A 24,336-nucleotide genomic window follows, 5' to 3' on the forward strand; every position below is an offset into this window, starting at 1 on the left:
ATGGCCTCCCGCAGACTGTTCCGCATCCTGTATCGACTCGGCTTCGCTCCGTGGGACGGCCACCCGCTGGCGCAGAGCCTGCGGGACCTCGTCGAGGGGACCGGCGGCGTGTCGCCGCTGGCCGCGGGGTCCGCGCTGGAGCTCGGTTGCGGCACCGGGGACTGCGCGATCTACCTCGCCCAGCACGGTTGGCATGTCACCGCGGTCGACTTCGTGGCCAAGCCACTCGAAAAGGCCCGCGCCAAGGCTGGCAACGCGGGGATTTCGGTCGACTTTGCGCAGGCCGACGTCACCCGTTTGAGCCGTGCGGGCGTCGGGACGGGGTTCGGTTTGATCGTCGACAACGGCTGCCTGCACAACATGACCGATGCGGATCGCGATGCGTACGTCCGGGAGGTCAGCGCCGTGGCGGCACCGGACGCGCGGCTGTTGATCGTCGCGTTCCCGACCGGTGCTCGGCGCACGGTGCGCGGCGTGGACCGCGCCGAGATCGACCGACGGTTCGCCGTCGCCTGGACTCTGGTGTCCGACGGTGACGAAAAGGCGTTGGACCGCGCCGAGAAGAGCCCGACCCGCTATTACCTCCTGCAGCGCACCACCTAGCGCGAGCGCAGACTCGCGCAACCTTAGGTGAGCGACTCCGGCGGCAGGAAGCGGTCGCCGTATTTCTCGGCGAGCTCACGGGCGCGGGCCACGAAGGCCGCCTTGCCCCGGCCCAGCGCGCCTTCGTAGCCGACGATGTACTGCGCGCTACCACCGGTCCACGGCGGGAAGCCGATGCCCATGATCGAGCCGATGTTGGCGTCGGCCGTCGACGTCAGCACGTTCTCGTCAAGGCACTTCTGGGTTTCCAGCGCCTCGGCGAACAGCATCCGGTCGATCATGTCCTGCAGCGGCGGCTCCGAAGACCCGGACTTGAACGTCTCCCGCAAGCCCGGCCATAGCCCGGAACGCTTGCCCTCCGGATACTCGTAGAAGCCGGCGCCCTTGAGCCGCCCGGACCGGCCGATCTCAATCATCTTCTCCACCACGGCTTCTGCCGGATGCGGCTCGTAAGTGCCGCCGGCGTCCTCGACGCCCTTGCGGGTGGCGGTAGCGATCTTGTGCATCAGCTCCAGGTTGAGCTCGTCGGACAGCTGCAGCGGCGGCGCCGGGTACCCGGCCTGCGAACCCGCCTGCTCGATCGACGACGGCTCCACACCCTCGCCGAGCATCGCCAGCGCCTCGTTGACGAAGGTGCCGATCACCCGCGAGGTGAAGAAACCGCGGCTGTCGTTGACCACGATCGGGGTCTTGCCGATGGCCAGCGTGTAGTCGAACACGCGGGCCAACGCCTCGTCAGAAGTCTTCTCGCCCTTGATGATCTCCACCAGCGGCATCTTGTCGACCGGCGAGAAGAAGTGGATCCCGACGAAGTCCTCCTGGCGCTTGACGCCGGTGGCCAGGCCGGTGATCGGCAGCGTCGAGGTGTTGGACCCGAGCAGCGCGTTCGGCTCGACGACGTCCTCGATTTCCTGGAACACCTTGTGCTTGAGGTCCTGGTTCTCGAAGACGGCCTCGATGACGAAGTCGACGCCCTTCAAGTCGGCGGCGTCGCCGGTCGGGGTGATCCGCCCCAGCAGTGCGTCAGACTTCTCCTGCGTGGTGCGCCCACGCTCCAGCGCCTTGGCCTCCAGCTTCTCGGAGTAGCCCTTGCCCTTCTGCGCGGCTTCCAGCGAGACGTCCTTGAGCACCACGTCGTAGCCGGCTTTCGCTGAGACATAAGCGATTCCGGCGCCCATCATGCCCGCACCAAGGACGCCGATCTTGTTGATCTTGACGGGCTCGATGGCGTCGGGCCGCGACCCGCCGTTGTTGATGGTCTGCAGGTCGAAGAAGAACGCCTGGATCATGTTCTTGGAGACCTGGCCGGTGACCAGCGTGGTGAAGTAGCGGCTCTCGATGCGGCTGGCCGTGTCGAAGTCGACCTGGGCTCCCTCGACCGCGGCGGACAGGATGGCCTTGGGCGCCGGCATCGGCGCGCCCTTGATCTGCTTGCGCAGCAGCGCCGGGAACGACGGCAGGATGGACGCCAGTCCGGGCGACGACGGGGTGCCGCCGGGCATCTTGTAACCCTTTTTGTCCCAAGGCTGTTCGTGGGAATCCGGGTTGGCCTTGATCCACGCCTTGGCGGCGGGCACCAGTTCCTCGACCGTCGGCAGCAGCTCGTCGATCAGGCCGAGCTCCTTGGCCTTGGCCGGCTTGAACCGGGTGCCCTGCGACAGGATGTTGACGAACGCGTTCTGAATGCCGAACATGCGCACCGAACGGGTGACGCCGCCGGCACCCGGCAGCAGACCCAGCGTCGCCTCGGGGAAACCGAACTGCGACCCCTTGACGTCCGCGGCGATGCGGTGGTGGCACGCCAGCGCGATCTCCAGGCCGCCGCCCAGCGCGGCGCCGTTGAGGGCCGCCACCACCGGCTTGCCCAGCGTCTCGAGCGTGCGCAGCTGCTTCTTGACGTTCTCGACCAGATCGAAAGCCTCACCGGCATTCTCGGGCCCGATCTGGATCATGCTCTTGACGTCACCGCCGGCGAAGAAGGTCTTCTTCGCGCTGGTGATCACGACGCCGGTGATCGAATCCTTCTCCTCGACAAGGCGATCCACCGCCTTGCCCATCGACTCGATGTAGGCCTCGTTCATCACGTTGGCCGAGCCGGACGGGTCGTCCAGGGTCAGCGTGACGATGCCGTCGTCATCCTTGTCCCACTGAATTGTGTTGTCGGCCATGTACTTAAACCCTCTCAATGATTGTCGCGACACCCATGCCGCCGCCAATACACAGCGTGATGAGCGCCCGTCGGGCGTTGCGGCGCTCCAGCTCGTCGACCATGGTGCCCAGAATCATCGCGCCGGTGGCACCCAGCGGGTGGCCCATGGCGATGGCACCGCCGTTGACGTTGAGCTTCTCGTCGGGAATGTTGAGGTCCTTCTGGAACTTCAGCACCACGGAGGCGAAGGCCTCGTTGAGCTCGAACAGGTCGATGTCGTCGACGGTCAGGCCGGCGCGGTCGAGCACCTTCTTGGTGGCCGGGGTGGGTCCGGTCAGCATGATCACCGGGTCCGCACCGCTGGTGGCGGTGGCGACGATGCGCGCCCGCGGGGTCAGCCCCTGCGACTTGCCGGCGGCCTCACTACCGATCATCACGAGCGCGGCGCCGTCGACGATGCCCGACGAGTTGCCGCCGGTGTGGACGTGGTTGATCTTCTCCACCCAGTGGTACTTCTGCAGCGCTACGTCGTCGAAGCCGCCCATCGCCGCCAGACCCTCGAAGGCCGGCTTCAGCTTGCCCAGGCCTTCCTTCGTGGTGTCGGGCCGCATGTGCTCGTCGTGGTCGAGAATCAACAGGTCGTTCTGGTCGCGCACGGGCACCACCGACTTGGCGAAGTAGCCGCCCGACCACGCCTCGGCGGCCTTCTCCTGGCTGCGCAGCGCGTAGTTGTCCACGTCGTCGCGGGAGAATCCCTCGATGGTGGCGATCAGGTCGGCGCCGATCCCCTGCGGCACGAACATCACGTCGTAGTTGGTGGCGGGGTCCAGGCCCATCGCGCCGCCGTCGGATCCCATCGGCACGCGGCTCATCGACTCCACACCACCGGCCAGCACCAGGTCATCCCAGCCGGAGCGCACCTTCTGGGCGGCGGTGTTGACGGCCTCGAGGCCCGAGGCGCAGAACCGGTTGAGTTGCACACCACCGGAGGTGACGGGCATGCCGGAGGCCAGCACCGCGGCCCGGGCGATGTCGCCGCCCTGGTCGCCGACGGGTGACACGCAGCCCAGGATGACATCGCTGATCAGGTTCTCGTCGAGGTCGGGATTGCGCTTGCGCAGCTCCTCGATCAGGCCTACGACCAGGCTCAACGGCTTGACTTCGTTCAACGCGCCGTTGCGTTGCTTGCCGCGCGGCGTGCGGATGGCCTCGTATACGAAGGCTTCTTCGGACATGTCGACTTCCTGTTCGCAAAAAAGGGGGTGTGTTAGATCCGTGTTAAAGACTAGGTCCAGTAGAGGCACACTAACAGGGGCCTCGGCCAACCTGTTGGTTGGGCGGGACTTTGCTGGTCAGGCGGCTGAGCGTCGCGCCCGCGCCGTGGTCGGTGCCCGAAACCGCCGCTCATCCCACGTCGCCGAACGTGCGGCCCGCCGCACACTGGCGGTCGAGTGCACAGCCCGCCGCACGCTCGCGGGGGCCAAGCGACGCGCGCGGCACCCTAAGCTCGACCACCATGACGGTGTCGCGGCTGCGGCCCTACGCAACGACGGTGTTCGCCGAGATGTCGGCGCTGGCCGCGCGCATCGGCGCGGTGAACCTCGGGCAGGGCTTTCCCGACGAGGATGGCCCGGCGGAGATGCTCAAGGCCGCGCAGGACGCCATCGCCAACGGCGTCAACCAATACCCGCCCGGCCTGGGCATCGCGCCGCTGCGGCAGGCCATCGCCGCGCAACGCCTCCGACACTTCGGCATCGAGTACGACCCCGAAAGCGAGGTGCTGGTGACCGTCGGCGCCACCGAGGCCATCGCGTCGGCGGTTCTCGGCCTGGTCGAGCCTGGCGCCGAGGTCCTGCTGATCGAGCCGTTCTACGACTCCTACTCGCCGGTGGTGGCGATGGCCGGCGCCCACCGGGTGCCGGTGCCGCTGGTTGCAGACGGCCGCGGCTTCGCGCTGGACGCCGACGCCCTGCGCAAAGCGGTGACGCCGCGAACCCGAGCGTTGATCGTCAACTCACCGCACAACCCGACCGGCATGGTGCTCAGCTCGGCCGAGCTCGAGGCGATCGCCCAGATCGCGGTCGCCGCAGACCTTTTGGTGATCACCGACGAGGTCTACGAGCACCTGGTGTACTCCTCGCCCCAGGGCCACCGCCACCTGCCGCTGGCGGGTTACGACGGCATGGCCGAACGCACCGTCACTATCTCCAGCGCGGCCAAGATGTTCAACTGCACCGGGTGGAAGATCGGATGGGCCTGCGGCCCAAAGCAGCTCATCGCGGGAGTGCGGGCGGCCAAGCAGTATCTGAGCTACGTCAGTGGCGCGCCATTGCAGCCCGCGGTGGCCTTGGCGCTGGACACCCAGGACGCCTGGGTGGCCGACCTGCGGACACGCCTGCAGGCCCGACGCGATCGACTGGCGGCGAGCCTGGCGGACATCGGCTTCGCTGTCCACGACAGCCACGGCACGTACTTCCTGTGCGCCGACCCGCGCCCACTGGGTTACGACGACAGCACCGCGTTCTGCGCCGCGTTACCGGAAAAAGTGGGGGTGGCCGCGATCCCGATGTCGGCGTTCTGCGATCCCGACGCGACCTACACGGACGTGTGGAATCACCTGGTGCGCTTCACGTTCTGCAAAACCGACCAAACCCTCGACGAGGCGATCAGGCGACTGCGGGCCCTCAGCGGCCCGGCCGGTTCATGACGAAATCCCGCAGGCCCTCGGTCGCGGACCTGAGCACCTTTTTGCGGGCCCGGTTCACCAGAAACTCCGGCAGCGGCGCCGACGGCTCCAGGGTGATGCCGAACCGCACCCGCGTCCGGTTCTCGCCCTCGCGGTGCAGCGTGTACTCGACGTGCTGGCCGTGCTGATGCATGGTCTTGCGGGCGTCCCACACCATCCAGTCGGGGCCCCAGTGGAATTCGAGCACCTGCTGATCGACGATGCCGATCACTTTGACCGTGACTTTGGCCAGGCGCGGCCGGCCGTCGGGATAGGTGTCGATGACTTCCGCCCGCTTGTGCACCGCAGACCACAAGGGCACCGAGGCAATATCGGCGAGCGCGTCGAGAATCACCTCCGACGACGCCTCAATGACGATGTCTCGTGCTGCTTGTACGGCCACTGGCTACAAAATTAGCCCTCGGTGTTGCGGACGGTCACATTGCTGGCGACCCAGTTGCGCAGCCCGTCGCTGGCGGCGTCCAACACCGTCTTGGTCGCACGCTTGACGATGAAGGCCGGCACCGGTCCCGACGGTTCCACGGTGATGTCGAAACGCACCCGGCTCTTGTCGACACCCTCGGGTTCCACGTGATACTCGATGTGCTGACCACGCTGCTGGAACGTCTCTTTGGCGTCGTAGACCACCCAGTCCGGGCCCCAGTGGTATTCGAGGATCTCGTTGTCGATCAGACCCATGATCTTGACGGTGGCCTTGACGTGGTGGGGGCGGCCATCCGGATAGCGGTCGAGGACTTCGACCCGCTTGTGCAGTGGTGACCATTGCGACAACACATCAACGTCCCGAAGCGCCCCCATGATCACTTCCGGCGGCGCATCGATAACGATCTCGCGCGATGTCTGTATAGCCACTGCCTCCAGGCTAGCAACGAGCCGCCGTTCCCGCGCCGCTTTTATGTGATTGCTTGATTACCAAGTTATTTCGGCAATGGATGTGGTGCCGGACGGGGGCGCGCCGACGGGCCCGGGGGGCGTCCGGGAAAACCGCGGCGCGGGCGCGGCCTGGTCGGTGCCGTGCGCGGTGACCACCGTGGACCGCGCACGCAGGTGGTCGTCGGCGGCGGCCTCGGTCCACGACAACACCGGGGTCACGCACGCGTCGGTGCCGGCGAAGACCGCTGCCCATTCGTCACGGGTCCGGCTGGCGAACCGTTCGGCGAACAGGGCACGCATGCGCGGGTACGCCCCGATGTCGAGTTGGTTGGGCACCTCGTCGGCCGACAGGCCCAGCCCGGCCAGCAACGCCGCGAAGAACTGCGGCTCGATGGCGCCGACGGCCAGGTACTTGCCGTCGGAGGCCTCGTAGCAGCGGTAGAACGGTGCGCCGCCGTCGAGCAGGAACGACTCGCGCTCGTCGCGCAGCGCCCCGGTCGACTTCATCGTCCACATCATCTGGGCCAACACGCTGACCCCGTCAACCATGGCGGCGTCGATCACCTGGCCCTGACCCGACCGCTCGCGCTCATACAGCGCGGCGACGATGCCCAGCAGGACCAGCATCGACCCGCCGCCGAAGTCGGCGACCAGGTTCAGCGGCGGCATCGGCGGCCGGTCGCGGTATCCCAGCGCCGAGAGCGCCCCGGTCTGCGACAGGTAGTTGATGTCGTGTCCCGCGGTCGGGGCCCGCGGTCCGTCCTGCCCCCAGCCGGTGATGCGCGCGTAGATCAGCCGCGGGTTGACGGCCGCGCAGTGCTCGGGCCCGATGCCGAGCCGTTCGCAGGTGCCCGGGCGGAAGCAGTCCAGCAGCACGTCGGCCTTGGCGGCCAACTCCAGCAGCACTCCGGGTTGCGTCTTGACGTCCAGGTCGACGATCCGCTTCCCGCGATGCAGCAGGTCGCGATCCTCCGCAGGCATCTGCAGGCCGCCGGGCCGGCGCACCCGCACCACGTCAGCTCCCAGGTCGGCAAGCACCATCCCCGCGTGTGGCCCGGGGCCGATGCCGCCGAGTTCGATGACCTTCACCCCGGCCAGGGGCCCCCCGCCAGTCACCGGGACTACTTGCCCTTCTTGACCTTCAGCACGCGGTCGCGCAGCCCCTTGGTCGCGGAATCGATGGACCCCTTGACCGCCCGCTTGAGCACGAAGCCGGGCAGCGGAACGTTCGGGTCGACGGTGATCTCCATCTTGACCAGAGTGGCCTCTTTGCCGCCCTGCGGCACTAGCGTGTACTTGCCGTCCTGCGACTTCTGCTGCGCGGAGCTGACCAGCGTCCAGGTCACCTCGTTGCCGCTGAAGGTGTAGGCCATCACCGCCTCGTCGGTGATGCCCGCGGTGCGGACCTTCATCTTGACCTTGCTGGGCCGCCCGTCGTCTCCGGTCTCCAGGACCTCGGCGCTCTGGTGGGGCTCCGACCACTCCGGCATCGCTTCGAAATCGGCGATGACGTCCAAGATCTCCTCGGGACTGGCTTCGATGACGATGTCGCGGGATTCTTTGATTGCCATGCCCGAACCATAGCGAAACCGCGCGCCGTCGGACACGATTTCGACGGCGTACCGTCGTCTTCGTGACTGACTCTCCCAGCGATCCCGCCCATACCGTCGGTGACTACCTCCTGGACCGCCTCGCCGAACTCGGTGTCACCGAGATTTTCGGCGTCCCCGGTGACTACAACCTGGAGTTCCTCGATCACATCGTCGCGCACCCGGCCATTCGCTGGGTGGGCAGCGCTAACGAACTCAATGCCGGCTATGCCGCGGACGGCTACGGCCGACTGCGCGGAATGTCCGCCGTGGTAACAACATTCGGGGTGGGCGAGCTGTCGCTGGCCAACGCGATCGCGGGCAGCTACGCCGAGCACGTGCCGGTGGTGCACATCGTCGGCGGCCCGTCGAAGGACGCCCAGGGCACCCGTCGGGCGCTGCATCATTCGCTCGGCGACGGCGACTTCGAGCACTTCTTCCGGATCAGCCGCGAAATCACCTGTGCCCAGACCAATCTCATGCCGGCAACGGCCTGCCGAGAGATCGACAGGGTGCTCATCGAGGTGCGCGAACAGAAGCGCCCCGGTTACATATTGATGTCCACCGACGTGGCCCGCTTTCCCACCGAACCGCCAGCCGGGCCTTTGCCCCACCCCACCGGCGGCACCAGCCCGCGCGCGCTGTCCCTGTTCACCGACGCGGCCGCCGGGCTGATCGGCGACCACCAACTGACCGTGCTCGCCGACCTATTGGTGCATCGCCTGCACGCGGTCGACGCGCTCGAGGCGCTGCTGGCCGCCGACGTGGTGCCGCACGCGACGTTGATGTGGGGCAAGAGCCTGCTCGACGAGAGCTCGCCCAACTTCCTGGGCATCTACGCGGGAGCCGCCAGCGCCGAACGGGTGCGCACCGCGATCGAGAACGCGCCGGTGCTGGTGACCGCCGGGGTGGTGTTCACCGACATGGTCAGCGGGTTCTTCAGCCAGCGGATCGACCCGACGCGCAACATCGACGTCGGGCAGTACCAGAGCACCATCGCCGGCAAGGTGTTCGCCCCCCTGGAGATGGATGCGGCGCTTCGCGCGCTGACGACGATCCTGACGGGTCGCGGGATTACGTCACCGGCCGTGCCGCCGCCGCCGGACGCCCCGGCGACGCCGACGCCGGCGCGCGACGAGCCGCTGACCCAACAGGTGTTGTGGGACCGGCTTTGTGTCGCCCTGACGCCGGGCAATGTGGTGCTCGCCGATCAGGGCACGTCGTTCTACGGCATGGCGGACCACCGGCTGCCGCACGGCGTCACGTTCATCGGCCAACCATTATGGGGCTCAATCGGTTACACGCTGCCCGCCGCGGTGGGGGCGGCGGTGGCCCATCCGGAGCGCCGCACGGTGCTGCTCATCGGTGACGGCGCGGCGCAGCTCACCGTGCAGGAACTCGGCACCTTCTCCCGCGAGGGGCTGTCGCCGGTCATCGTGGTGGTCAACAACGACGGCTACACCGTCGAGCGCGCGATCCACGGAAAGACGGCCCCCTACAACGACATTGTCGGCTGGCGCTGGACAGACATCCCCGAGGCCCTCGGGGTGGCCAACCACCTGGCGTTCAGGGCAGAAACCTACGGCGAACTCGACGACGCGCTCACCGCGGCAGCGCGGCATCAGGACCGCACGGTGCTCGTCGAGGTGGTACTACCGCGACTCGACATCCCGCCCCTGCTGGCCCAACTCGTCGGCCCCATGGCGCCGCCGGAGTAGACACCTATACCGAGTGTGCCGGTCGATCGGTGCTGCCCGACGCGATGATCGCACGGACCGTCCGCCGGCAACGTCCGCAGTCCGCGCCGGCCCCACAGATCTGCGCGACGTCCTTGCTCGTCGACGCCCCCGCCGCGACCGCCTCGGTCACCATCTGGCTGGTGATTCCGTTGCACAGGCACACCCACATCGAGCGGTCCGCTCAGTCCCGCTCGATGCGCATCGTGTCGAACATGCGCCCGACGAACAGCGGCGGATAGGCGCCCGCGCCAACCCCGCTCATCCACTGCGCGGCCGCGTCGGGATGGTCGATCCAGTGCCTGGCTTCCTCCTCGTCGCCGAACTCCGACAGGATCAGCACCTCGTGCTCGTCGTCGAAAGCCTGGAACACCCAAGTCTTTCGGACGCCCGCAGCCGCAAACCGGGGCAGCGCGCTGCGGACCCCGGTGCTCAGGGTCGACACGTCGCCGACCGACGCGATGGCGGCGACGACAACCCCCGGGGCACCCGGGGAGCCCGGCGCCCCCGCCGCGGGGTCGGTCGTGACGAAGCGGTCGATGATCTCGCCGGCGAAGACGGCCGGGATGTCGTCGACGCCCACCGCGTCAAACCAGTCGAAGAAGACCCGTGAACGCAGCAACTCCACGATCGGTTCCCGGCTGTGCACTCCGATCATCACCAGCACGCGCCCGTAATCGTGCGTGGACGTGTAGACGAGCACGTGGTGTGCGCCGATATCGGCGAGGGCCGCCTTCCTGCGCTCCAGCAGTGGCCAGACGCGAGTCGGATCCGCGACCCGGTAGTCCGACGCGATCACCATCGAGTGAATGTCGCCGGTGCTCAACGGAGTTGGTCCTTCACCACTTTTCCGGTGGCATTCAACGGCAGCGCGTCGAGGAACGCGACGGACCGGGGTGCCTTGAATCCCGCCATCCGGTCTCGGCACCAACGCAACAGATCCTCCTCGGACACGGGCGTTTTCGTCACCACGAAGGCCTTTCCGACCTGGCCGAGGCGCTCGTCGGGAACTCCGATCACCGCGGCCTGGGCCACGGCGGGGTGTTCGAGCAGGAACCCCTCGATCTCCGCCGGGTAGGCATTGAATCCACCCACGATGAACATGTCCTTCTTGCGCCCGACGACGCGCAGGCGCCTCTGTGGTGATCGCGAGCCCGGTCGCGCCGGGCGCGGCGGGTCACCACCATCAGACCCGTCGTCGAAGTTTCCCAGATCTCCCGTGTGCAGCCAGCCGTCGCGATCGATCGCCTCCGCGGTCGCGACGGGATCGTCGAGATAGCCTGTCATGACGTTATACCCGCGAACCAGTATTTCCCCGTCATCGGCGATGCGTACCTCGACCCCGTCGCAGGGCAGGCCCGCGGTACAGGCGACATCCTCGAACGAGTCGCCGGGCCGGGACAGGGTGACGTTGCCGGCCTCGGTCAGTCCGTAGCCGGTCATCAACGTCTGAAACGGGAGCTCGCCGTGGATGCGACGCACCAGTTCGACGGGGATGTCGGCGGCGCCGGTCACGCCCGCCCGCAGGGTCGCCAGCTTGGCCTTGTCGCGCACCGTCAGCAACGAGTGGTACAGCGTCGGCGGCCCGGGCAGCATCGTGATGCGTTCGCGTTCAATGAGATCCACCACCGTGTCGATCTCGAAAACCGCGACCGGCAGCATCGTGGCGCCGCGCAGCAAGGATGCGACCAGGCCCGCCTTCAAACCGAAGGTGTGGAAGTAGGGGTTGATCTGCAGATACCGGTCGCCCTCCCGCAGGTCCGCCAGCGTCGCCCACTCTTCGTACATGCGCAGCGTCTGGCGATGATTCATCATCGCGCCTTTGGGCCGACCAGTCGTTCCCGAGGTGAAGATGATGTCCGAGACGTCGGCGCCGTGCACCGCGCGCTCGAACGGGGCACCGTCGGCGAGGAAGTCGGACTTCAGATCGATGACCGGCGGAGCCCCGAAGGGCTTCAATGACAGAGCGAAGTCCTGGCCCAGGAATCCCTGTTGGGCCAGGACGACTTTCGCCCCGCTGCGGACGATGACGTCGGCCGCCTCGTCCGCCTTGAACCGCGTATTGACCGGCACCAGCACGCCACCCGCGGTGAGCAACCCGAACGCCGCGATGATCCACTCGGCCGAGTTGGGTGCCCAGATCGCGGCGCGGTCACCCTTCTCGATGCCCGCCGCGGCGAAAGCGCCGGCCGCGCAACGTATTCGTTGAACAAGCTCGGCGAACGTCAAGCGCAGCGGGCCGTCGACAACCGCCTCCGCGTCGCCGAAACGGTCCGCTGCGCTCAAGACCATCTCGGGGATGGTCTGCCACTCAGGTGTGATTGGCCGGCTCCCGGGTCACACCGTGACGAGCCGACCGAGGTTGCCGCCCATGATCTTTGCCTGGTCGTCGACGGACAGGTGCGACAGCGCGTTGACGTAGAACGTCGGCTCCGCCAGTCCCTCCGGGTGCGGCCAGTCCGAGCCGTACAGGACCTGATCCACGCCGACGAGGTTGACCAGGTCGTCGATGCCGTCCTCGAAGAACGGACTGACGTAGATCCGGTTCTTGACCATCTCGACGGGGTCGCTCGGGAAGGCCTCGGGCGCCTTCCGGAAGACCTCGGCCAGGCCGTCGAGCAACGGCGTCATCCACTTCGAGCCGGCCTCGACGATCGCGACCTTCAGCTTGGGATGGCGGTAGAGCGCGCCGTGAATCACCCACGACCCCACCGAGTCCTGGATCGGCCGCCACTCGTTGAGGATGCCCATCGCGTTGGTCTGGAACGGCAGCATCTCCTGATCGGCGCCATCCCACTCGGAGGTGTAGCGGGAGTAGCCGCTGTCGCTGGAATGCATGCCGACCAGCACGTCGTGCTCGACGACCCGCTCCCAGAACGGGTCGAACTCGGGCAGCGCGAAGGACCGGGGGCCGCGGAAGCCGGGGACCGGAGCCGGACGGACCAGGATGCAACGCGCGCCCCGCTTGACCGCCCACTCCAGCTCCTCGATCGCCTTCTCGACGATCGGCAGGGTGATGACCGGGGTGGTGAAGATCCGGTTCTGGTAGTTGAAGCCCCAGACCTCGTCCAGCCACTCGTTCAGCGCGTGCACCAGCACGTGGATGGCCAGCGGGTCGTCGCGCAGCCGCTCCTCGAGCAGGCTGGCCAGCGTCGGGAACATCAGCGTCTTGTCCAGGCCCAGCTCGTTCATCGTCTCCAGGCGCGGACCGGGCTCGAAGAACGCCGGGATCGCGCGCATCGGCTCACCGAACAGCTCGCGCTTGCTCTTGCCATCCGGGTTGCCGTACTTGAAGTACTCCTCCCAGGCGCCCGGCCGGGCGACGACCTCGAAGGTCGGGTTGGGAATGTAGTTGCTGATCTGGCCGCGGATGGCGATCTTGGTGCGCCCGTTGATCTGCACGTACTGGACGTAGTCCTTGTACTCCTTGGGCAGGAACTTGGTCAGCGCCTCCGGCGGCTCGTAGAGATGGTTATCCGCATCAAAGATCGGAAACGGCACGTCCTCCCGGTGCGACAACTGGCCCATGGAATCCTCCTTCGCAATTTTTGAGAATTGTATTCTCTAACCGCGCCCAGCCGCAACAGGGGTCCCCCCAACCCCGGGGTTCGCAGCCCGTCAGCACCTCACGACGATTTTGAATGGGAAGGTGGCCGGTTCACCGGGCTGTTCGGCGTTGTAGCCGTGCGCGGTCCCGTTGATGACAAATTTGTCACCGCTCAAGCTGGCGTCCGCGTTGCCGTCGCCACCCGGGGAGTACATGCCGCTGAACCCACCCACGTTCTGGATGTGCACCGACTGGGCCCGCACCGGTTGGGTGTTCTCGTCGATGATGACCTTGGCCCCGGTGGAACCGCTGCCGATGTCGATCGTCCGGCTCCACTCCCGCTGACCGCACGTCACGACGTCGAACTTCCGATCGTTACCACCCACGGTCACCGTTGCCGTGCCGGCGATTTCGGTCGGTGGCCCCGACGAGCATCCCGCGAGCAGGGCGACGGCGAGCACCGTAGCGGCGGCCACAATTCGGTTCTGCACGGAGTTGCCTCCATCTAGCTGGGCAAATCATGCGACTTGCATCGATGATGTTATTCTCACAAAAAGAGAATGCCAATATCGGGTTTCTTGTCCGGGTTTCTTGTTCGAGGAGCGCAGCAGCATTGGTGGACCTGGAGATCGACGACGGACTCGCCGTGCTCACCATCGATCGACCCCACGCACGCAACGCCATCGCGCCGGACACCATGGACCAGCTCGAGAAGGCGCTCGATGCGGCGGCCGGCGCCGACGCGCTCGTGTTGAAGGGGGCCGGAGAGCACGCCTTCGTATCCGGCGGTGACCTCAAAGAGTTGAGCGCGCTGCGCACCGAGGAAGACGCCGCCGCCATGGCGCGGCGGATGCGGTCCGTCTGCGACCAGCTGGCAGACTTCCCCGCCCCCGTCATCGCCGCGCTCAACGGCCACGCGTTCGGCGGCGGGGCCGAAGTCGCGGTCGCCGCCGATATCAGGGTGGCGGCAGACGACATCAGGATCGCCTTCAATCAGGTTCAGCTGGAGATCATGCCCGCCTGGGGCGGGGCCGAGCGACTGGCCGCGCTGGTCGGAAAGAGCAAGGCGCTGCTGTTGGCCGGTTCGGGAACCGCCGTTAGCGCCTCTGACGCCGAGCGGATCGGCCTGGTGGACCGGGTGTTGCCCCGCGATGTCTTCGACTCTCCTGACGAGGGATGGCGAGCCATCGCGAGGTCGCTGGCCCGCCGCCCGGCGACGGACATAAAGCGCGTAATACGCGGAGTTTCTGCTGATGAGGCGATAGCATCCTTTGCACGGCTATGGGTTGCCGACCCGCATTGGGAAGCCGCAGAACGGCTCATGAACCGCAACGCCAAATCCCGTCCGGCAGCTGGAGGAGCGCGATGACCACCAGGATGAAGACAGCGCTGGGCATTGGCGCCGTCGCGTCGTTGACGTGCGCCTGCGCGGTCGCGGGTGTGCTCGCGGGCAGCGGACGCGCACATGCCGACGACCCCGTGATGCATCACATCAAGTACACGGTCAGCGCGCAGAATCCGATCTATACCGATATCTATTACCTGGATCATGAGCCGGCCATTTTTGCCGACTACAGCCACAACCCGTACTCCTTCACGCCGCACGTCGACGTCGATATCGCGCCGGGCAAGCCCTGGAGTTACGAACTTGACCTGTCAAAACCCGACGTGTATGCGATGGTGGTGGCGAGCACGGGTACGGAACCCGGGACGCCGAACCTTCATTGCGAGTTGGCGGTAGATGGCGTAGTCGTCGTCTCCAAAGATGGACCCAAAGGCGTGCTTTGCTCGCTGCGGAACTGGTGAACCACCCAGGCATCCGGTACACCCGCGATGGACGTCGGCTCACCTTCCAGTCGGCGCAGATAGCTTTCGACCAACTGCACGGTTTCGGCATGGCCCCCGGACATGCCGATGGCCTGCTCGAGCACGAGAAACCGCGACAAGCTGGTCATCAGCACGGTCCAGACGACCGCCGGCACGTCCTCGCGTTCCGCGCCGTAGCGCTGCAACGCGGCCGCCACCGCCTTTCGCTGTTCTTCGCGGAAACGCTCGGCGTAGTAAGCGATTTCGGCCCGCATGTCCCTGCGATGATTGGCCAGCGCCATGAACTCCATCGAGATTCGGGTGAACGCCGGATCGGTGCCGAACTTCCAGACCGCCCACAAGGGCTGCGGCGATTGCAGCGCTTGCGCCTGCACCTGAAGACCTTCTTCGGCGCGGCGGCGGAAGACCTCGAGGAACAACTCGTCCATCGTGCGGAAGTAGTAATGCACGAGTTGGGGTTTCAGCCCCGCCCGGCTGGCGAGCCGACGCGATGTGACGGCGGCGTAGCCCTCCTCGAGCATCAACTGCTCGGCCGCGTCGAGGAGCAGGCCGCGATTCTTCGCGTCCGGCGCCCCGATCCTGCGGGCTCCGGAAGAACCGGAAGAACCGGTCATGCCATCACTCCTGACTCCCTGCGCTCCCGTGCCGACGTCAGGGATCGTATCGCGGCCCGGCACCACAACCTTGACCATGACATTACCGCCATGCTAAGCAAGTGCTCAGCACATTTCTGGATCTCGACATCGGGCGGCGATTGCGCTTGCCGCCGAACACCACCGGTAAACCCAGCCCATGGAGACACAATCCGATGAGTGACTACGCCTCGATCGACTTCTTCACCGACCAGTCCTTGGTCCCCGATCCGCACCCGTACTTCGATTACCTACGCAGCCAGAACCCGGTGCTGCGCCTGCCGCACTACGGGGTGGTCGCCGTGACCGGCTACGAGGAGGCCACCGAGGTCTACAAGAACCCCGACATTTTCTCGAACATCGTCTGTCTCGGCGGGCCGTTTCCTCCCCTTCCCTTCCAGCCCGAGGGCGACGACATCAGCGCACAGATCGACGAGTACCGCAGCTCGTTCCCGATGTACGAACACATGGTCACCATGGATCCACCGGACCACACCAAGGCTCGGTCGGTGCTGAGCCGGCTGCTGACCCCGAGCCGGTTGAAGCAGAACGAGGAGTTCATGTGGCGCCTCGCCGACCGTCAGCTCGACGAGTTCCTGCACACCGGTGAGTGCGAATTCATCGCCGAATACTCCAAGCCGTTTGCCACTCTGGTGATCGCCGACCTGCTCGGCGTGCCGGAAGAGGACCACAAGGAGTTCCGCACCGTATTGGGCGCCGACCGGCCCGGGAGGGTGGGCGCACTGGACCACGAGTCCGTCGGCGTCAACCCGCTGGAATGGCTCGACGACAAGTTCTGCAACTACATCGAGGACCGTCGGCGCGAGCCGCGCGGCGACGTGCTCAGCTTCCTGGCGGAAGCGAAGTATCCGGACGGATCGACGCCCCCGGTGATCGAGGTCGTCCGCTCGGCGACGTTCCTCTTCGCCGCCGGACAGGAGACCACCGCGAAGCTGCTCAGCGCCGCCATGCAGGTACTCGGCGACCGGCCGGACATCCAGCAACAGTTACGTGAGGACCGTAGCCTGATTCCCGGGTTCATCGAGGAGTCGTTACGGATGGACAGCCCCGTCAAGAGCGACTCCCGGCTGGTCCGCAAGGCGACCACCATCGGCGGTGTCGACCTCCCCGCGGGCACTGTGGTGATGATCTTGCCGGGTGCCGCCAACCGCGACCCGCGCCGCTTCGAGAACCCGCACGAGTTCGACTTGCGCCGCAAGAACGTTCGCGAACACATGGCGTTCGCCCGTGGCGTGCACTCGTGCCCCGGCGGTCCGCTTGCCCGCGTCGAGGGGCGTGTCTCGATCGAGCGGCTCCTGGACCGGATGCCGCACATCGAAATCAACGAAGCCCATCACGGGCCGGCCACCGAGCGTCGTTACACCTATGAGCCGACATACATCCTGCGCGGCCTGAGCCAACTGCACCTGACGTTCACCACCGCGGACGCGGTCGCGCCGGTGGGCTGAAGCGTTTGTGCAGCGAAGGGACCGCCTAGCTGGCGTCGGCAGATGTCACGTGAGCAGGTCCGGAGCTTGGAACTGCTCGAAGACCTGTGAGTACCCAAATGTCGATGTGTCGTGGGGCAGTTCCCACATCGACAGTTCACCGATACCGTTCTGCTGGGCAAATTGCGTCAGCTGTTGAGCGTTGGCGATGCTGAAAAACTCGCTCGGGTCGTCGTTCTGTCCGATCATCGGCGTCACGCCCACCATGTGCCACGCCTGCTCGCTGGTCAGGTGGGGATACAGACTCATCAATTGGGTATGTGTGGCTGTCGCGGCATCCACTGCGTACTGGCCCATACCCGGGTTTCCGGGGTTGTCCCAAGAGCCGTAGTAGTCCATGGCCATGACGTTCACCCGCGACACGTTCACACCATTGGTCTGGGCGATCTGTAGAACGTTCAGCCCACCGTTCGACCCCTCGACAAGACCGGTCGGCATCACCGGCAGGGTGTAGCTGACCGTCACGGGTGTGCCCATGAACGCCTCATGTTCTTGCAGCATCCGGATCGCTTGCGTCTGGACCGCCAGCGCAGCGTTGTTGGACTGCAACCCACCTTCGACGTCAAAGTCGAGGTTGTAGATCTTGTAGGTATCCACTATCGACGAGTACTGCTTGTATAGATTGTCGGCGGTCTGACCTGGCACGGCAGACAGATCCGTCCCATTCTCCCCACCGAACGAGAGGGTCCCCTGGATGCCGGCGGCGTGCATGGCCTTGATCTGATCGTTGATATACGCGATCTGAGAGCCCTTGTCGATCTGGTACGCGTCATAGCCACCCCAGGTGGCCTGACCATTGCCATTCGCGTTGGCGTCGATGAAGGCGAGCGTCACGTTCTTGACCCCCGCCTTGGCGGCGGCCGCGAAGTCGTATCCGTTAGGCCCTGGCCAGAGCGTTAGGTCCACGTAGGGCGAGAACACTCCGTTGCCGGTGCCACCACCGGTAGCGCCATCGGCGCCCGCGGCGCCCGTGGCGCCGTCGTTGCCCGCATGGCCGAAAAATGCCGAGCCTTGGCCACCGGTCCCCGGCGCGCCGCCCGCGCCGCCGGTCCCGCCCGTCGCGCCGTTACCGCCGGCACCGCCGTTACCGCCGTCTCCGCCGTTCCCGTAAAACAGGCCACCCCGGCCCCCGGCGCCCCCGAGAGCGCCAGGGCCGCCGTTAAGATTGGCGCCCGACGAACCCGCGATACCACTCGGACCGGTCCCGCCGGTGCCGCCGGTCCCGCCGTTGCCGAACAAACCCGCGTCACCGCCCCTGCCCCCGGCTTGTCCGGCCCCGCCGGACCCACCGTTGCCGCCGTTGCCCCACAGCAGCCCGCCGGCCCCGCCGTTCTGGCCGGTCCCCGCTGCCCCATTAGTGCCATTGCCGATGAGCGGGCGATTCAGCATCGTCATGAACGGCGCATTGATCACGCCCAGCACGTCGCGCTCCAACGTCTGCATGAGCGAGGCATTAGCCGCCTCGGCGGCAGCGTAAGAATTCCCGGCGCTGTTCAATGCCTGTACGAACCGGTCGTGGAAGGTCGCCGCCTTGGCGCTGAGCGATGCAAAGTCCTGAGCATGGCCGGAGAACAGCGACGCGATCACCGACGACACCTCGTCGCCTGCCGCCGGCAGCAACGCCAGTGTCCGCTCCGCGGCCGCCGCATTGGCCGCACCCAACGTCGAACTGATTTGATCGAGTTCCGAGGCGGTATCGGCAACCAATTGCGGTACCGCGATCAAAAAAGACATAGCATCACCTTCGCGTCATCGAGAGATCCGATATGGCCGTTACAAATTGCATAAAACGTCCCACGGGCGCAATAAAGAACGCTTTTATTTGCCATAAAAGCCGCTCATTTTTGCGGAAGCGTTACAATTTTTACACGAAAGTCGCAGGCTGTGTCCAGCGTTTCAATCGAAGAATCCGGTTAATGCAACTCCCCATGGGTGTGTCGCCATCGCCAGCGTCCTCGAGGAGGTCGCAACTACCGGATCGCGATTCCGACGAAGTAGCTCGCGAACAGGCCCAAGCCGATCAGCACCACCCAGGCATCCGTTAATCGGCGCAGCAGAGCAGGAGCATTGCGCACTTCCATGAACTCGCGAAAAATGATGCGCACCTTGACCAACGCGATCACGATGACGGTTGACGTGACGATCGCGCTGGTGCTGTTCGATCGATAAGCCGAGTGGTCTATCCAGAGGTAGGCCAGCGTGAGCGACGCGAGCAACACCCACACGAACAGCAGCCTCTTGTCGAATTTGACCACGGGTCACCTCACCACATACAGCAACGCGAAGATGATCACCCAGAGGAAGTCGACGGTGTGCCAATAGGTGGCACAGGTTTCGACAAGCTTTTGCTGCCGTCGCGCCGGATTGCGAAGTTGGTACACCATCACGCCTAGGACGACGAACCCGATCAGCAGGTGCACAAAGTGGATCCCGGTGAGAAAGAAGTAGTAGGTGAAGAAGTCGTCGCTGTCGAAACCATTTCCCATGCCGACCAGGCGCGTCCATTCAAGCACCTTGCAAACCAGGAAGGTTGCGGCTAAGGCGGCCGTGATGAACACGTCTCGCAGTGCCGCACTGTATGCGCCGGTACGGGCCGACTGCACGCACCGCGCCACCGACCAGGAGCTCAGCAACAAGACGAGGGTGTTGAGCACGCCGACACGCAGATCCAACTGCGCTTGAGAATGCAGGAATAGCTCGGCGTTTCGGGCACGGTAGAACAGGTAGAAGCCGAAATATCCGGTGAAGACCAGTGTCTCGAACAATACGAAGGCCCACATGTCCGGCTGGCCCGGCACCGACCGGCTGTGTGCGTTCTGATCGGCCAGCTCAGTCATCGCGCGCCGCCCCTGTTCGCGCACGATCGGGCTTGCGTTCCGGGAGAGGGCCAGTACCGAAGTCTTCGCGGCGGATCATCTGGAAGAGCATGACGATGAACGTGATCTGGTAGACCCCGAACACGACCATGTCCAGCCACCAGGCGATCTGGCCGTTCCAGGCCAACACGCCGCGCCGGAAGATCCAGCAGGGGGCCACCACCACCTCGGTCAGTGCGTTGCACAGGTTGAGGTAGCCAAACCACTTGGGAAACACTCGATTTCTGTCCAACAGAATCGCGAGCATCCAGATCAGCGAGCCGATCAGGAACACTCCCATGGTCCCGTCGAAGGACAGGAATGCGAAGTCGTAGAGCCAGCCGATGACCTCGGGGTCTCGCTCCGGTCGCAACGTTCCGACGATCAGCGCGATACAGAGCAGCAGCAGGCCCGGAACCGCGCTGAGCGAGTAGATGATCAGGTACGAGTATCCGAACGCGCGGCTGACCGACATCCGTCGCATCGAATACGCGATCAGGGCGTTGTTAATCGCGGTCATGCCGGAGATGGCGAATATGACGCCAAAGCCGATCGGTATCCCGAGCTGGCGTTCGTGGAACCAGTGGACCTGCGTCGCGAGGTCCCAGGTGGGCTGCGGAGGCGGTTGTACCTGCGCCACGATGAAGAACACCGGGAAGAACAGGTTGTAGAAGACGACGAGCGTCCACCACGCGAACCACAGTTCGCGCTTGGGGTTGTGCCGCAAGTGCCAGCCGATCCGGCGGGGCAGCGATCCCGGCGGCGGCGTGGCCGGAAATGCCTGCGGCGTAAGCACCGCGCTCATGCGCTGACCAGTTCTTCGTCTTGCCGGAGGTACCCGGCGCGCTTCCGGTAGACGGCCCGCCCCAAGACGACGCCCATCACGCCGATCCAGACGGCAATGGCGACGTTCTTCACCCAGAAGGACAGGAAGCCGTCCCACGCGAGCGGGCCGGTCAACGTCACGCCGACGAAGGCGGCGGGCACCAGCGCCGCCGCCACCAAAAGGTTGAAGTGAGCAACCCAACGGCCGAAAATCGGACGCGGCTGATCGTCGAAATAGATGGCCACGGCGAGGATCACGCTTTGCCCGATCAGGAAGGGCACCAGGATCGTGAAGGTGATCCAGCCGAAATCATTGAGCAGCTGCGTGAGCTCGGGACGCCTCTCCGGGCGGAACGCGGCCAGCAGCCAGCAGACGTTGGCGATGAGAAATAGCGTCGGCCCACCGGCCACGCAGCCCAGCATGGCGTAGGAGAAGATCGGCGTCCTGTGTGCCATTCGGCGGATCTGCAGCGCGATCAGACTCAGTATCGGAACCAGGCACACGCCGAACCAGTTGAACACGATCATGCTGTATCGGATCTCTGGGAGATGCGCCGGATCGCGATAGAACGCGGCGACCTGTTCTGCGGACAGTGTGGGCGACATCGGCGGATTGAAGCCGGGGAACAGGAAGAAGGCGGCAATCCACAGGATCAGCACCGCCGGCAAAGTCCAGACCAAGATCAGCTCGCCATCAATCCGCCGCGGCGCGGTTGGAGCGGATGCGCGACCGCCTGAATCGGTTCCGCCGACGTCGGACATCGGTACTCCTTCTTCACACGAAACATGCCGCCATAGGCCGACTAGTCAGCGAAGCTAGCCGATCGGCTAGCCATGGTCAATAGCGTCATCTACTCTCGGTGCGTGGGAACGACACGTCAGCCGGTCACCGACGGGCAATTCTGGCTGATCGAACACAGCGCGGCCCGGACGCGGGTACTCGATGCCGCGTTGGACCTGTTTGCCATGCACGGGGTCAGCGGGACGTCGCTGCAAATGATCGCCGATGCCGTCGGCATCACGAAAGCTGCTGTCTACCATCAATTCCGGACCAAAGAGCAGATCGTCATCGCCGTGACCGAACGCGAACTCGGCAGACTCGAGCCGGCGCTCGAGGCCGCCGAAGCATACGAGGACGGGCCTCAGGCGCGAGATGCCTTGTTGGTGGGTGTGATTGAGATGGCCGTTCGCGACCGCCGGTTGGTGCGCACGCTGCAATTCGACCCCGTCGTCGTCCGATTGCTGGCCGAGCACAAACCGTTTCAACTTTTCATGGACCGTCTTTACCAGGTGCTGCTCAGCGATGCAGGGCTGGACGGGCGGATCGAGGCGGCCATGTTCTCGGGCGCGCTCAGCACCGCTGTCATGCATCCGCTGGTTGCCGACATCGACGACGACACATTGCTCACCCGGGTTACCGACTTGAGCCGGCGCCTGCTGGGTCTACCTCGAGGCGAACGGGATTAGCGTCGGCTACGTGTCGGCGCGGACCCAAGTCAGAACCTCATCGTGCGCATAACAGATGAGGAAGAGGCCGTCGGGCGCCTGGGCGACGTAGTTCTGGAAATTCTGGCACGCAGCGCCTTCGACCTTGATCCCCGCCATCGGAGGCGACCGGAACCATCGAGGCTGGTATCTGCGCGGCGAGCCGCAGAACATCAGCCGCCCGGGCTGATTGCCGGGAGGGACGACACCTTCATCGACACCGAAGACGTAATAAGTGGTGTTGTCACAGGGCGCCCCGAGAACTTGATGCGGCATGATGCCCGGGGTGCAGGCGGGGTAATCGCAGACGGTCGGCCCGGCAAAGGCGGGCGGCGCTACCAGCACACCGGCACCAAGCAGCGCGGCAGCTATTGCCACGATGAAGCGCACTCCATTACTTTGCCACACCTGAAAAGAACTGAAAAGAAGATTCTCCTGTTCGGAGAGGATCGACTTACTCGCGCGGCTGTCGGCGCGGCCCGGCGGGCATTTCCGCATGTGAAGGCCACGATTGCGCCAGCACGATGAACCCGTCGACGCCAGAGCTAAGTGATAAGCTCATTCTCTGTGCACGATCCCGACGAACCACAACCACGCTCAGGGGTCGCCGCCGACGTCGTGCCGCCCGAGAAGGGCGCGGAAGACGAAGTTGCCAAAGCTGAAGCGCGCGCCGAGGCGGCTCGGGCACGCCTCGTGGAGCTACGCAGGGCAGCCGAAACCGGGGACGCAGACGACGCCGCGCCTGACCAGGATGTCGAGCAGCCGCGCGGACGGTCGCTCCGCGCACGACTGCGGTTGCCGCGCCGCCCCAGGCGGCCGCGGTGGCTCCGACTTCCGAGGCAGAAGACGGTAGCCGTCGGCCTCGGCATCGCGCTCACCGCTGCCTCTGTCGGCGCGAGCGGCTACATAATCTGGCAGCACCGCACCACCACGCACAAGCGGCAGCTTGCCGCCGAGTTCGCTGCAGCGGCCAAGCAAGACGTGACGTTGCTGATGACGCTCAACGGCGAGCACGCCAGGGAGGACATCCAGCGCATCATCGACGCGTGCACCGGCGACCTCAAGACGCAATTGCAAGCGATGTCGAGCCTCATGGCGGAAAAGGCGCAGGAGTCAAAGGCCAGCAGCAAGGCCACGGTGGAAGCCGTCGCCGTGGAGTCGCTGAGCGACAATTCGGCGGTCGTGCTCGTCGCAGCGAAATCCGATGTCACGAATGCCGACAAGACGAATCGGCCGCCCGTCGTGTGGCGGCTCAGCATCGGCATGGCGCGCGACGGCGGTCAGCCCAAGATGTCGAAAGTCGACTTCCTGCAGTGACTGTCGAGCAGGATTCGTCCCTGGACGGCGCCGAAGATACCGCGTCCGAAGAAATCGAGTCGTCAAATACGCTCGCGGGATCCACCCGCACCAACCGACTGGCCACGGTCAAGCGCGGGGTGCGCCGCTGCGCGGCCAGGTGGCGTTCCATCGTCTCGACCGTCTTGGTCGTGAGCGCGATTGGCGTCGCCGCCAGCTTGTTCGTCATTGTCCACCGGCCTGATCAGCAAGTCGGCGATGCGGCGGCACGCGACGCAATCAGGGTGGCGTCGGACGGTACCGTGGCAGTTCTGTCGTATGCGCCCGACCACCTGAACCGTGATTTCGCCAAGGCCAAGTCATATCTCACCGGCGACTTCCTCGCCTACTACACCAAGTTCACCGAACAGATCACGGCGCTGGCACAGCAGAAGCAAGTCGCACAGACGGCCCAGATCGTGCGGGCCGCCGTCGCAGAGTTGAATCGCGATTCCGCGGTGGTCCTGGTGTTCGTCAATCAGACCGCCATAAGCAAAGAGAAGCCCCAACCGCAGACGACCGCCAACAGTGTCCGAGTGACGTTGACGAAGGTCAAGTCTTCCTGGCTGATCTCGAAGATAGATCCGTTGTCCTGACCGTCGCCATTTTGGTTCGATCGGTTTCGG

The 24,336-nt window shown here is 65.5% G+C and carries 27 protein-coding genes; 9 read left to right on the top strand and 18 right to left on the bottom strand.

Features of this window, described 5'->3' with window-relative positions; all coding sequences use genetic code 11:
• Window positions 1–603 carry a class I SAM-dependent methyltransferase gene (locus tag AC5Y5V_RS21775; RefSeq protein ID WP_499939770.1) on the top strand — a complete coding sequence of 201 codons (603 nt, stop codon included), beginning with the start codon at window positions 1–3 and terminating at the stop codon, window positions 601–603.
• Between the two features lie 23 nt (window positions 604–626).
• Here the strand turns inward: AC5Y5V_RS21775 and AC5Y5V_RS21780 are convergent, their stop codons facing one another.
• Together AC5Y5V_RS21780 and AC5Y5V_RS21785 are read right to left on the bottom strand one after the other, a co-directional pair.
• On the bottom strand, window positions 627–2,771 hold the full coding sequence (locus tag AC5Y5V_RS21780; RefSeq protein ID WP_499939773.1) for a 3-hydroxyacyl-CoA dehydrogenase NAD-binding domain-containing protein: 2,145 nt from the start codon (window positions 2,769–2,771) through the stop codon (window positions 627–629).
• 4 nt (window positions 2,772–2,775) lie between these two features.
• Window positions 2,776–3,987 carry an acetyl-CoA C-acetyltransferase gene (locus AC5Y5V_RS21785; RefSeq protein WP_499939774.1) on the bottom strand — a complete coding sequence of 404 codons (1,212 nt, stop codon included), beginning with the start codon at window positions 3,985–3,987 and terminating at the stop codon, window positions 2,776–2,778.
• Window positions 3,988–4,268: 281 nt separating this feature from the next.
• On the opposite strand from AC5Y5V_RS21785, the gene AC5Y5V_RS21790 reads away from it, so the two are divergent.
• A complete protein-coding gene (locus tag AC5Y5V_RS21790) occupies window positions 4,269–5,459 on the top strand; it encodes a pyridoxal phosphate-dependent aminotransferase (RefSeq protein ID WP_499939776.1) in 1,191 nt (396 codons plus the stop codon).
• Here AC5Y5V_RS21790 and AC5Y5V_RS21795 read toward each other — a convergent pair.
• From AC5Y5V_RS21795 to AC5Y5V_RS21810, 4 genes are read right to left on the bottom strand one after another with little or no spacing between them, the layout of a single operon-like run.
• Window positions 5,437–5,880, bottom strand: a complete 444-nt coding sequence (locus AC5Y5V_RS21795) for an SRPBCC family protein (protein WP_499939778.1) — start codon at window positions 5,878–5,880, stop codon at window positions 5,437–5,439. The genes AC5Y5V_RS21790 and AC5Y5V_RS21795 overlap by 23 nt on opposite strands.
• An 11-nt stretch (window positions 5,881–5,891) precedes the next feature.
• Entirely contained in the window at window positions 5,892–6,350 is a 459-nt protein-coding gene (locus AC5Y5V_RS21800) for an SRPBCC family protein (protein WP_499939780.1), read from the bottom strand.
• Window positions 6,351–6,407: 57 nt separating this feature from the next.
• On the bottom strand, window positions 6,408–7,487 hold the full coding sequence (locus tag AC5Y5V_RS21805; RefSeq protein WP_499939782.1) for a CaiB/BaiF CoA transferase family protein: 1,080 nt from the start codon (window positions 7,485–7,487) through the stop codon (window positions 6,408–6,410).
• A gap of 5 nt (window positions 7,488–7,492) precedes the next feature.
• Window positions 7,493–7,942, bottom strand: a complete 450-nt coding sequence (locus tag AC5Y5V_RS21810; RefSeq protein ID WP_499939784.1) for an SRPBCC family protein — start codon at window positions 7,940–7,942, stop codon at window positions 7,493–7,495.
• Between the two features lie 62 nt (window positions 7,943–8,004).
• Here AC5Y5V_RS21810 and AC5Y5V_RS21815 point away from each other — a divergent pair, with 62 nt between their 5' ends.
• Window positions 8,005–9,678, top strand: coding sequence for an alpha-keto acid decarboxylase family protein (locus AC5Y5V_RS21815; RefSeq protein WP_499939786.1), 1,674 nt, complete (start codon window positions 8,005–8,007; stop codon window positions 9,676–9,678).
• Window positions 9,679–9,682: 4 nt separating this feature from the next.
• On the opposite strand, the gene AC5Y5V_RS21820 is transcribed toward AC5Y5V_RS21815, so the two are convergent.
• The 5 genes from AC5Y5V_RS21820 to AC5Y5V_RS21840 all read right to left on the bottom strand — a co-directional run bounded on the left by AC5Y5V_RS21820 (window position 9,683) and on the right by AC5Y5V_RS21840 (window position 13,734).
• Complete coding sequence (locus AC5Y5V_RS21820) at window positions 9,683–9,868, bottom strand: (2Fe-2S)-binding protein (RefSeq protein WP_499939788.1); 186 nt, start codon at window positions 9,866–9,868, stop codon at window positions 9,683–9,685.
• A 12-nt stretch (window positions 9,869–9,880) separates the two neighbouring features.
• On the bottom strand, window positions 9,881–10,522 hold the full coding sequence (locus tag AC5Y5V_RS21825; RefSeq protein ID WP_499939790.1) for a fatty-acid--CoA ligase: 642 nt from the start codon (window positions 10,520–10,522) through the stop codon (window positions 9,881–9,883).
• Window positions 10,519–11,988, bottom strand: coding sequence for a FadD3 family acyl-CoA ligase (locus AC5Y5V_RS21830; RefSeq protein ID WP_499939792.1), 1,470 nt, complete (start codon window positions 11,986–11,988; stop codon window positions 10,519–10,521). Before AC5Y5V_RS21830 ends, AC5Y5V_RS21825 begins: the two co-directional genes overlap by 4 nt.
• A gap of 45 nt (window positions 11,989–12,033) precedes the next feature.
• Complete coding sequence (locus AC5Y5V_RS21835) at window positions 12,034–13,224, bottom strand: amidohydrolase family protein (RefSeq protein WP_499939795.1); 1,191 nt, start codon at window positions 13,222–13,224, stop codon at window positions 12,034–12,036.
• A 90-nt stretch (window positions 13,225–13,314) separates the two neighbouring features.
• Window positions 13,315–13,734 carry a lipoprotein LpqH gene (locus tag AC5Y5V_RS21840; RefSeq protein ID WP_499939797.1) on the bottom strand — a complete coding sequence of 140 codons (420 nt, stop codon included), beginning with the start codon at window positions 13,732–13,734 and terminating at the stop codon, window positions 13,315–13,317.
• Window positions 13,735–13,856: 122 nt separating this feature from the next.
• Here AC5Y5V_RS21840 and AC5Y5V_RS21845 point away from each other — a divergent pair, with 122 nt between their 5' ends.
• Both AC5Y5V_RS21845 and AC5Y5V_RS21850 read left to right on the top strand, forming a co-directional pair.
• Window positions 13,857–14,612 (top strand): enoyl-CoA hydratase/isomerase family protein, encoded by a 756-nt coding sequence (locus tag AC5Y5V_RS21845; protein ID WP_499939967.1) that lies wholly within the window; start codon window positions 13,857–13,859, stop codon window positions 14,610–14,612.
• Complete coding sequence (locus AC5Y5V_RS21850) at window positions 14,609–15,049, top strand: Rv2576c family protein (protein WP_499939799.1); 441 nt, start codon at window positions 14,609–14,611, stop codon at window positions 15,047–15,049. The genes AC5Y5V_RS21845 and AC5Y5V_RS21850 overlap by 4 nt, the downstream gene beginning before the upstream one ends.
• Here AC5Y5V_RS21850 and AC5Y5V_RS21855 read toward each other — a convergent pair.
• Window positions 14,965–15,684, bottom strand: a complete 720-nt coding sequence (locus AC5Y5V_RS21855) for a TetR/AcrR family transcriptional regulator (RefSeq protein ID WP_499939969.1) — start codon at window positions 15,682–15,684, stop codon at window positions 14,965–14,967. The two genes, AC5Y5V_RS21850 and AC5Y5V_RS21855, sit on opposite strands and share 85 nt — an antisense overlap.
• A gap of 194 nt (window positions 15,685–15,878) precedes the next feature.
• Here AC5Y5V_RS21855 and AC5Y5V_RS21860 point away from each other — a divergent pair, with 194 nt between their 5' ends.
• Entirely contained in the window at window positions 15,879–17,171 is a 1,293-nt protein-coding gene (locus AC5Y5V_RS21860) for a cytochrome P450 (protein WP_499939803.1), read from the top strand.
• A gap of 45 nt (window positions 17,172–17,216) precedes the next feature.
• Here the strand turns inward: AC5Y5V_RS21860 and AC5Y5V_RS21865 are convergent, their stop codons facing one another.
• From AC5Y5V_RS21865 to AC5Y5V_RS21885, 5 genes are all read right to left on the bottom strand, one after another.
• A complete protein-coding gene (locus AC5Y5V_RS21865; protein WP_499939805.1) occupies window positions 17,217–18,944 on the bottom strand; it encodes a PE domain-containing protein in 1,728 nt (575 codons plus the stop codon).
• Between the two features lie 236 nt (window positions 18,945–19,180).
• Window positions 19,181–19,465 carry a cytochrome C oxidase subunit IV family protein gene (locus AC5Y5V_RS21870; protein ID WP_499939808.1) on the bottom strand — a complete coding sequence of 95 codons (285 nt, stop codon included), beginning with the start codon at window positions 19,463–19,465 and terminating at the stop codon, window positions 19,181–19,183.
• 3 nt (window positions 19,466–19,468) lie between these two features.
• Entirely contained in the window at window positions 19,469–20,047 is a 579-nt protein-coding gene (locus AC5Y5V_RS21875; RefSeq protein ID WP_499939810.1) for a cytochrome c oxidase subunit 3, read from the bottom strand.
• Window positions 20,040–20,870: a hypothetical protein gene (locus AC5Y5V_RS21880; RefSeq protein ID WP_499939812.1), complete on the bottom strand. Its 831-nt coding sequence runs from the start codon at window positions 20,868–20,870 to the stop codon at window positions 20,040–20,042. Before AC5Y5V_RS21880 ends, AC5Y5V_RS21875 begins: the two co-directional genes overlap by 8 nt.
• Window positions 20,867–21,652: a hypothetical protein gene (locus tag AC5Y5V_RS21885; RefSeq protein WP_499939814.1), complete on the bottom strand. Its 786-nt coding sequence runs from the start codon at window positions 21,650–21,652 to the stop codon at window positions 20,867–20,869. Before AC5Y5V_RS21885 ends, AC5Y5V_RS21880 begins: the two co-directional genes overlap by 4 nt.
• Window positions 21,653–21,754: 102 nt before the next feature.
• Here AC5Y5V_RS21885 and AC5Y5V_RS21890 point away from each other — a divergent pair, with 102 nt between their 5' ends.
• Complete coding sequence (locus AC5Y5V_RS21890; protein ID WP_499939970.1) at window positions 21,755–22,357, top strand: TetR/AcrR family transcriptional regulator; 603 nt, start codon at window positions 21,755–21,757, stop codon at window positions 22,355–22,357.
• A 6-nt stretch (window positions 22,358–22,363) separates the two neighbouring features.
• On the opposite strand, the gene AC5Y5V_RS21895 is transcribed toward AC5Y5V_RS21890, so the two are convergent.
• Window positions 22,364–22,753 carry a hypothetical protein gene (locus tag AC5Y5V_RS21895; protein WP_499939972.1) on the bottom strand — a complete coding sequence of 130 codons (390 nt, stop codon included), beginning with the start codon at window positions 22,751–22,753 and terminating at the stop codon, window positions 22,364–22,366.
• A gap of 189 nt (window positions 22,754–22,942) precedes the next feature.
• On the opposite strand from AC5Y5V_RS21895, the gene AC5Y5V_RS21900 reads away from it, so the two are divergent.
• Window positions 22,943–23,692 (top strand): Rv1363c family protein, encoded by a 750-nt coding sequence (locus tag AC5Y5V_RS21900; RefSeq protein ID WP_499939816.1) that lies wholly within the window; start codon window positions 22,943–22,945, stop codon window positions 23,690–23,692.
• On the top strand, window positions 23,689–24,306 hold the full coding sequence (locus AC5Y5V_RS21905; RefSeq protein ID WP_499939820.1) for an Rv1363c family protein: 618 nt from the start codon (window positions 23,689–23,691) through the stop codon (window positions 24,304–24,306). Before AC5Y5V_RS21900 ends, AC5Y5V_RS21905 begins: the two co-directional genes overlap by 4 nt.
• The last annotated feature ends 30 nt before the right edge of the window (window positions 24,307–24,336 follow it).

The organism is Mycobacterium sp. NGS68, from assembly GCF_059812195.1.

Coding starts and splice junctions, on each gene's coding strand:
- AC5Y5V_RS21880 (WP_499939812.1), bottom strand. CDS start 20,870: ATGAGCGCGGTGCTTACGCCGCAGGCATTTCCGGCCACGCCGCCGCCG.
- AC5Y5V_RS21820 (WP_499939788.1), bottom strand. CDS start 9,868: ATGTGGGTGTGCCTGTGCAACGGAATCACCAGCCAGATGGTGACCGAG.
- AC5Y5V_RS21860 (WP_499939803.1), top strand. CDS start 15,879: ATGAGTGACTACGCCTCGATCGACTTCTTCACCGACCAGTCCTTGGTC.
- AC5Y5V_RS21850 (WP_499939799.1), top strand. CDS start 14,609: ATGACCACCAGGATGAAGACAGCGCTGGGCATTGGCGCCGTCGCGTCG.
- AC5Y5V_RS21780 (WP_499939773.1), bottom strand. CDS start 2,771: ATGGCCGACAACACAATTCAGTGGGACAAGGATGACGACGGCATCGTC.
- AC5Y5V_RS21865 (WP_499939805.1), bottom strand. CDS start 18,944: ATGTCTTTTTTGATCGCGGTACCGCAATTGGTTGCCGATACCGCCTCG.
- AC5Y5V_RS21790 (WP_499939776.1), top strand. CDS start 4,269: ATGACGGTGTCGCGGCTGCGGCCCTACGCAACGACGGTGTTCGCCGAG.
- AC5Y5V_RS21875 (WP_499939810.1), bottom strand. CDS start 20,047: ATGACTGAGCTGGCCGATCAGAACGCACACAGCCGGTCGGTGCCGGGC.
- AC5Y5V_RS21810 (WP_499939784.1), bottom strand. CDS start 7,942: ATGGCAATCAAAGAATCCCGCGACATCGTCATCGAAGCCAGTCCCGAG.
- AC5Y5V_RS21830 (WP_499939792.1), bottom strand. CDS start 11,988: ATGGTCTTGAGCGCAGCGGACCGTTTCGGCGACGCGGAGGCGGTTGTC.
- AC5Y5V_RS21785 (WP_499939774.1), bottom strand. CDS start 3,987: ATGTCCGAAGAAGCCTTCGTATACGAGGCCATCCGCACGCCGCGCGGC.
- AC5Y5V_RS21885 (WP_499939814.1), bottom strand. CDS start 21,652: ATGTCCGACGTCGGCGGAACCGATTCAGGCGGTCGCGCATCCGCTCCA.
- AC5Y5V_RS21855 (WP_499939969.1), bottom strand. CDS start 15,684: ATGACCGGTTCTTCCGGTTCTTCCGGAGCCCGCAGGATCGGGGCGCCG.
- AC5Y5V_RS21775 (WP_499939770.1), top strand. CDS start 1: ATGGCCTCCCGCAGACTGTTCCGCATCCTGTATCGACTCGGCTTCGCT.
- AC5Y5V_RS21835 (WP_499939795.1), bottom strand. CDS start 13,224: ATGGGCCAGTTGTCGCACCGGGAGGACGTGCCGTTTCCGATCTTTGAT.